Here is a 6,437-nt window from a genome sequence, read left to right as displayed (position 1 = left end):
CCGGAAAAGACACACTTTTCTTTACTTAACCCCCCTAAAACCAAAGAACCCCAGGCCAGAAAACTTCCTGACCTGGGGTTTTGGAGCCGGAAACGGGACTCGAACCCGTAACCTACTGATTACAAATCAGTTGCGCTACCAATTGCGCCATCCCGGCAACTTTAAAGCGACCTTTTGGCGTTAGCCGTCGCTGGCTCGAAAGAATCAGAGTCAACCTGAGAATCGAACTCAGCTGTGCCGCTGACAGGCGATTGTACAGGTTGGCAAGCAGAAGTTAAAAACGACACCACAGGAAAACTGCAACCGCACTTCTTGAACACTTTTCCACACGCTAAAAGCCCCGCTCAGATAGGCAAATTCACCGCCTCAAAAACGAATTGAGATTCTCGGTCACTGACGGGGTAGTGTGACTATCGCTAAATCACTGGGGCTATGTTTCTGCAACGTCTCCGCATCGCGTCTTTGCAGCATCACTGCAATGCACCCCAGGCAGTATCGGGGAAAGGAAGTGTCGACATGTCATTCGCTAGTGACAGCAATTCCAACGCCGGAGAAAACTCCGCTGCGAAGAATGATCTCTACGACGCTGAAGCCACTGTCTCTTACGACGACACTCCGCAGACCCAGTTTCCTGCAATCGAAGATCAGTCCACCTTCAAGCAGCGCGTGATTGATTTCGTTTCCGGCCCAACGGCAACTGTCGACCTAGTGCACTCGACTACTACCCCGCTGCCGCTGGCACCGATCGATTATTCCGACCCGAGTCAGGTCACGGCCGTACTCGATCTCGCTGCTCGCATCGGCGGGCTATTGCTGGCATGTGGCTCGGGCAACCGCGATACCGAGCTACAAATTAAGGCCGTGACCTCAGCCTATGGCCTCACCCAAATCCAAGTCGATATCACGTTGACCTCCGTGACGGTCTACCACCTCATCGGCGCGCGCCGTACCCCTATTACCGCGATGCGCGTTGTCACCGCACCAGTGCCCGACTTCGAGCGCTTGCGTCACACCGACCGTGTCATCCGCCGAATTCGCGCGGGCCACCTGAGCTTGGAGGAGGCTATTGAGGCTATCGACAAGGTCGAGCGTGAGCCCGCAAAATACCGCCTCCGCGTCATCTACACTGGCTGGGCATTGCTGGCTTCATCTGTGACAGTGCTGCTCGGCTCGAGTTTCGAGGTCGCCCTTATCGCGGCTGCGGTCACACTGGCCATCGTCATCGTGATTGGTGAACTCGCTGCCCGCGAGTTGCCCACATTCTTTCAGAATGCAGTCGGCGGTCTCATTGCCACGCTCTCCGCTGCTGTGCTCAATGCGGCGCAGGCGTATCTCCCCTTTGAGATGCAGCCATCCAGGCTGATCGCCTCGGGAATTATCGTGATGCTCGCCGGCCTAACCCTCGTGCAAGCACTGCAAGACGGCATCACCGGCGCACCTGTGACTGGCTCCGCGCGCTTCTTCGACACCATGTTGTTGACCGGCGGAATCGTCGCTGGCATCGCAATGGGCATCGAGTTTTCCGGAATGCTGGGCATTCCGCTTCCCGACGTCATCGCGGGTTCTGACCTCAACCTGGCACAGGCGACAGTGAGGGTGATAGCGGGAACTACCGCCTCAATCGCATTTGCGTTGGCCTCGAATGCTGGGTTCACCGCGTTGTCAGTGTCCGGAACGGTCGCTCTGCTGGGGTCGATGACCTACTACTACGTGTTGACTCCACTGGGAGTTCATCCGGTGACCAGCGCAGGCGCGGCAGCAACGCTGATTGGTCTCATCGGTGGCCTGCTGGCACGACGTTGGTCCATCCCGCCGCTGATTACGGCAGTGGCAGGCGTAACCCCGCTGCTTCCGGGTATGACGATCTACCGCGGTATGCACGCACTGCTGCACGACCACCCGACCAAGGGGTTTACGGCGCTAGCCTCAGCGCTAGGCATTGCGACGGCACTAGCTGCGGGTATTGTCCTCGGTGAATGGATGGCGCGCAGGCTCCGTCGCCCTCGCGCACTGCGCGAAGACAGTGGCCTGACCCGTCCAATCCGGGCCGGTATGCGTCGCATCCGTCCTGTGAATCCGCGGAACAAGCCTCGCCGTCCACGCAACTACCGCTTCAAGGGCGGTATGAACCCGCGTGTGGACTAGCCATTCCGCGGGGCAGCCACTGCTCAATCCGCGGGACAGCCGCTGCGTGGACTAGCCGTATCCATGGGAGCATTATCCACACCGCGCGACCTATCAACAACGTGGTAGAATAAGGTTTTTGAATTGTAAGTAGCGCTTAAAGCTGAAACTGCGTCATCACAATCCCATTCCTTCTTCACTGAACTCGGTTGAGCTCAGTGCCGGGAGCATGTGGCGAGATGGCTGGCAGAAGTAGGTGTATGGGGCGCAATTAAGGCCATGCTTGCCAGGAGGATTCGTGCCACCGAAGGTCACAGACACTCGCACTGCTCAGAACGAGGCTCTTCACAAGGTCGAAGAAAAGACCGCTGCTGGCGCACGGCGAATTGTTGCTACCTTCGCCGAGGATTTCTACGATGCCGTCACTCTGATGTGCATGCTCGGAGTGGAGAAGGAAGGCCTGAGCTTCAAGAAGGTTCACGAGGAATACGAGAAGGAAAACGCTCCGAAGACCGCAAAGCGCACACGCAAGTCCACTAAGAAGACTGCGAAGAAGTCGACCAAGAAGGCCGCAAAGAAGACCACTCGTAAGACGGCGAAGAAGGCTGCCAAGAAGGCCGCTAAGAAGACGACGAAGAAGGCTGCTAAGAAGACCACCAAGAAGGCAGCTAACTAACGGGGTCACGCAGCATGGGTCGGAGCGGGAAAAAAGCGGTTGCCGCAGTAGCTGTCGTTGCGGCAGTGTCCATGACGGCTACCGCATGCCAGGCAAAGCCGGCAGCGGAGATCGTCGGCAAGCAATGGCAGATAACCGCGATCTTTGATGACCCAAACCTGCCCCACGGTGTGCCGGACGGAACGCAGGCACCGACTATTACGCTGGGGCAGACAACATATACCTTCGCTGATTCCTGCGGAAACGGCTCTGGTTCGCTGCAGTGGAAGGGCGAGGCGGTCGAATTCGGCGCCCCGGAGCAGACTCGCAGTTTGGACTGCTCAGACCAGGCGCAGACCTATTCGGAGCGCTTCCACAAGATTGTTGCGGGCGAATTCGTCTACACGCAGGACAACAACGGTCTGCGCATGCGAGAGATGAAAGACACCAAGCTAGGCGAGGATCGCCGTGGCTGGACTGCGACAACCTCGGGTTACACCGAGGGGCGCTGACGCCACTTTTGATCAACAGGCGCATCGATGCCGGGGTGAGAAACCCGTGCGTAAGAACCGCGGTGGTAAATGAGCGGATTGATTTCTTCACGCTTGCCGATGGCCACAATATCCGCCGTCACGATCCAGTGATCGCCGCCTTCGTAAACATCAACTACCGTGCAATCGATCCACACGGAGCAGCCGTGCAATAACGGATTTCCCAGCTCAGAGCGGGTCCACTTCCCCGTCTTGAACTTTTCGCCATTACTGCGACCGAAGGCTGCCGAGATATCCTCCTGATCCTCAGCCAACACATTGACGGAGAAACGTCCAGCGTTCCGTATGTGCGGCCACGACCGCGAGGTCTTCATGACAGTAAACAGAACCATCGGTGGAGTGAGGCTGAGAGAGGAAAAAGACTGGCAGGCAAAACCGTACGGCTCACCTTCGTCCTCGGTGGCGATAATGGTCACGCCAGTGGTGAACTCACTCATCGCGCCACGGATAGACATTTCATCCAATTCGACGGGTCCACCAAGTTCGACATGGTCGTCGCGGGTAGCTTCCGGACTATTGAGAGCCGCAGCTGATCGGTCGGTGCTCGAATTTGTTGAATCTGTCATGTAATAGACCTTAATCTGAATCCGAACACAGTAAAGACGAGGTAGGGTTTACCACCCCAGGAACCTCCGATAGCGCCACGATGTTATTGCCTCGTCGGCCCGCTACCCGGCTGACGGTGCCGACGGCGCTGCAGTTGTCGCTCCAACGACAAACTCAGTCTCCAACAAGACGCGAGGAGCGCAACCGCTGTCCTCGTGTGCGGCCTCAAGCTCCTCGGCCAGCGCGCGGCCGACGGCAATACCCTTCTGCCTATTCGGCTGAATCACAGTGGTCAGCTTGTGGAAGAGGGCGCGCTCAATTCCATCAAAGCCGGTGATGGACAGATCCTCCGGAACACGAATTCCGTTCTCCTCGGCATATTCCAAGACCGCAATTGCCTGAGTATCGGTAGTGCAGACCACTGCCGTGAGATCCGGGTTATCGGTCAGCAGCTGGCGAGCCGCATCGCGGTTGTTCTCGCGGTCATTGAGGTGACGCTCGATGATAGGCACATCTGCCTGCTGAATACCGCCCTCAGCAAGCGCTTCCAGCGCACCTTCGACACGATTCTTCTGCACCTGGTGATGAGCTTCTGCCAGCCGCTTCTCCGTGACATATCCCGAGTTCGGGGTACGCGACAAACGCACCGAAAGGATTCCCACCTTGCGATGCCCCAACTCAGTCAGGTGCCGCACCGCGGGCTTGATGGCCTCACGGTCGTCGATGCCCACAAACGGTAGAGCCGCCGCATCTGCAGGCTGGTCGCACACGACCGTCGGCAAGCCGCGAGCGCGCACCGCAGCGAGGAACGGATCGTTGTCCGCGACGGAGTAGACCACGAAGCCGTCGACCACCGCCTGCCGAATCAGATTGAGATCTACGTCCCCGCCCTCCTCGGAGGAAGCTGGAATGACCAACATGGAGTCGCCCATTTCGCCGAGTTCTTCTGCAAGGCCGGCGAGAAAATCCACCGACGCAGGGTCTTCAAAAGCGAACGGGAGGTGCTCGGTGAACAGCACGCCGATGGCGCCAACCCGGCGCATGCGCAGACCCCGAGCCATTGGGTCCGGCCCCGGATAGCCAAGCCGCTCCGCAGTTTCCAGGATGTGCTCGCGCAACTTCTCTGAGAGCTGGTCAGGGCGGTTGTAAGCATTGGACACAGTCGTACGCGAGACCCCAAGTTCCGCTGCGATGGAAGCCAAGGTGCCACGACGACGCCGACTTTGCACGGAATACCGACCCTTCTTGAAAAACCAACAGTGACTGCCCGCTCAGCTATCTTCGCTCAGCTATCTCAGGTAGAAAACCTCAGTTTTATGGAAAAGAACTGCAACGAGCATTACACGCATCTAATCGCGGACAACTTTACCCAACGAATGTGCGTGACTGTCATTTCTGCCACTCCGGCAGCGATCCGCCTTGTGACTGGGTCTCCGCAGCCCCTACTATATTCTTTGAACTAAAAGACAACTGTTTTCAATAGCGGTTAATGCTCAGAAGCTGAATAGAGGAAATAATTCAGCTCGCAACAGGATTGGATACAAAAATGAAGGCACGCTTTTCCACGCGCATCGCGGCGCTAGTCGCCAGCGCCGGCCTCGTCGCAGGTCTCGGCGCATGCTCCAGCAATGATGACAGCACCACGTCCGCGGGCAAGTCCGAAGACACCATCAAGGTGGTCACCTCCACCAAGGTCTGGGCGGACGTCGCCGACGCAGTCACCGACGACGAGAAGGTCGCCATCGACCCGATTATCGCGTCCAACGACATCGATCCTCACTCCTACGAACCGGCCGCAGCCGACATGGCAAAGGTAGAGGACGCCGATATTCTCGTCGCAGGTGGCGGGCATTACGACGCATGGCTGACCTCCTCTCTGCGTGACGCAAAGGATAAGGTCATCATCTCTGCGCTGCCGCAGGAAGAGGGCCATGACCACGAACATGACCATGATCACGAGGGCCACGACGACCATGATCACGAAGGTCACGACCACGACCACGAAGGTCACGACCATGATCACGAGGGCCACGAGCACGACCATGAAGGCCACGAGCACCACCACCATGACGGCGAAGCCAACGAACACGTCTGGTACGACACCGATGCGGTTGAAGAAACTGCAGAGCAGCTCGCCGAAGCTCTGACCAAGCTGGGCGCCAAGGCCGACACCAAGGCCGTCGATAAGGAAATCAAGGACATCGAAGAGGCCAAGAGCAAGCTCAAGGCCGCTAAGGTTGCTCAAGTTCACCCGCTGGCCGATGACATCCTGAAGGACACGAAGGTCGAGGACATCACCCCGAAGGGCTACCGTCAGTCCACGCTGAATGAGTCCGAGCCGTCGGCAAGCGATGTCAATGAAATGCTGAAGCTGATCGAGTCCGGCGAGTTGGACTACCTCATCGACGCACCGCAGACCCACGACCAGGTCTCGCAGCGACTCGTCGAGGCTGCCAAGGCAAAGGGCGTTAAAATCGTCGATGTTTTTGAGTCGCCGAGCGCTGACCAGTCGTTCTTTGATCTCTACAAGCAAACCCTTTCCGATATGGAGTCCGCATAAC

At 57.7% G+C, this 6,437-nt stretch carries 6 protein-coding genes and 1 tRNA gene; 4 read left to right on the top strand and 3 right to left on the bottom strand.

Annotated features, from left to right (window positions below; genetic code table 11):
- Nucleotides 1-81: 81 nt before the first annotated feature.
- Nucleotides 82-157: transfer RNA gene (locus tag HMPREF3053_RS02895), tRNA-Thr, on the bottom strand.
- A gap of 359 nt (nt 158-516) precedes the next feature.
- Between HMPREF3053_RS02895 and HMPREF3053_RS02890 the strand changes: the two genes are divergently transcribed.
- The 3 genes from HMPREF3053_RS02890 (at nt 517) to HMPREF3053_RS02880 (ending at nt 3,291) form a co-directional block, all read left to right on the top strand.
- A complete protein-coding gene (locus HMPREF3053_RS02890) occupies nt 517-2,145 on the top strand; it encodes a threonine/serine exporter ThrE (RefSeq protein ID WP_070603950.1) in 1,629 nt (542 codons plus the stop codon).
- Nucleotides 2,146-2,422: 277 nt separating this feature from the next.
- Complete coding sequence (locus HMPREF3053_RS11060; protein ID WP_016421440.1) at nt 2,423-2,800, top strand: hypothetical protein; 378 nt, start codon at nt 2,423-2,425, stop codon at nt 2,798-2,800.
- Between the two features lie 14 nt (nt 2,801-2,814).
- Entirely contained in the window at nt 2,815-3,291 is a 477-nt protein-coding gene (locus HMPREF3053_RS02880; protein ID WP_070767253.1) for an META domain-containing protein, read from the top strand.
- Here HMPREF3053_RS02880 and HMPREF3053_RS02875 read toward each other — a convergent pair.
- Together HMPREF3053_RS02875 and HMPREF3053_RS02870 are read right to left on the bottom strand one after the other, a co-directional pair.
- Nucleotides 3,273-3,896, bottom strand: coding sequence for a flavin reductase family protein (locus HMPREF3053_RS02875; protein ID WP_048731816.1), 624 nt, complete (start codon nt 3,894-3,896; stop codon nt 3,273-3,275). The genes HMPREF3053_RS02880 and HMPREF3053_RS02875 overlap by 19 nt on opposite strands.
- Before the next feature lie 102 nt (nt 3,897-3,998).
- Nucleotides 3,999-5,105, bottom strand: a complete 1,107-nt coding sequence (locus HMPREF3053_RS02870; protein ID WP_070767252.1) for a LacI family DNA-binding transcriptional regulator — start codon at nt 5,103-5,105, stop codon at nt 3,999-4,001.
- Between the two features lie 317 nt (nt 5,106-5,422).
- Between HMPREF3053_RS02870 and HMPREF3053_RS02865 the strand changes: the two genes are divergently transcribed.
- A complete protein-coding gene (locus HMPREF3053_RS02865) occupies nt 5,423-6,436 on the top strand; it encodes a metal ABC transporter solute-binding protein, Zn/Mn family (protein WP_070767251.1) in 1,014 nt (337 codons plus the stop codon).
- The last annotated feature ends 1 nt before the right edge of the window (nt 6,437 follow it).

This window comes from Corynebacterium sp. HMSC064E07 (assembly GCF_001815745.1).
GTDB lineage: Bacteria > Actinomycetota > Actinomycetes > Mycobacteriales > Mycobacteriaceae > Corynebacterium > Corynebacterium jeikeium_D.
Note: the sequence above shows the minus strand (reverse complement) of the source record. Positions and strands in the feature narration are given on the sequence as shown.

Bases quoted from the DNA above. Each gene is read 5' to 3' on its own strand.
- HMPREF3053_RS02880 (WP_070767253.1), top strand. From the start codon at position 2,815: ATGGGTCGGAGCGGGAAAAAAGCGGTTGCCGCAGTAGCTGTCGTTGCG.
- HMPREF3053_RS02875 (WP_048731816.1), bottom strand. From the start codon at position 3,896: ATGACAGATTCAACAAATTCGAGCACCGACCGATCAGCTGCGGCTCTC.
- HMPREF3053_RS02890 (WP_070603950.1), top strand. From the start codon at position 517: ATGTCATTCGCTAGTGACAGCAATTCCAACGCCGGAGAAAACTCCGCT.
- HMPREF3053_RS02865 (WP_070767251.1), top strand. From the start codon at position 5,423: ATGAAGGCACGCTTTTCCACGCGCATCGCGGCGCTAGTCGCCAGCGCC.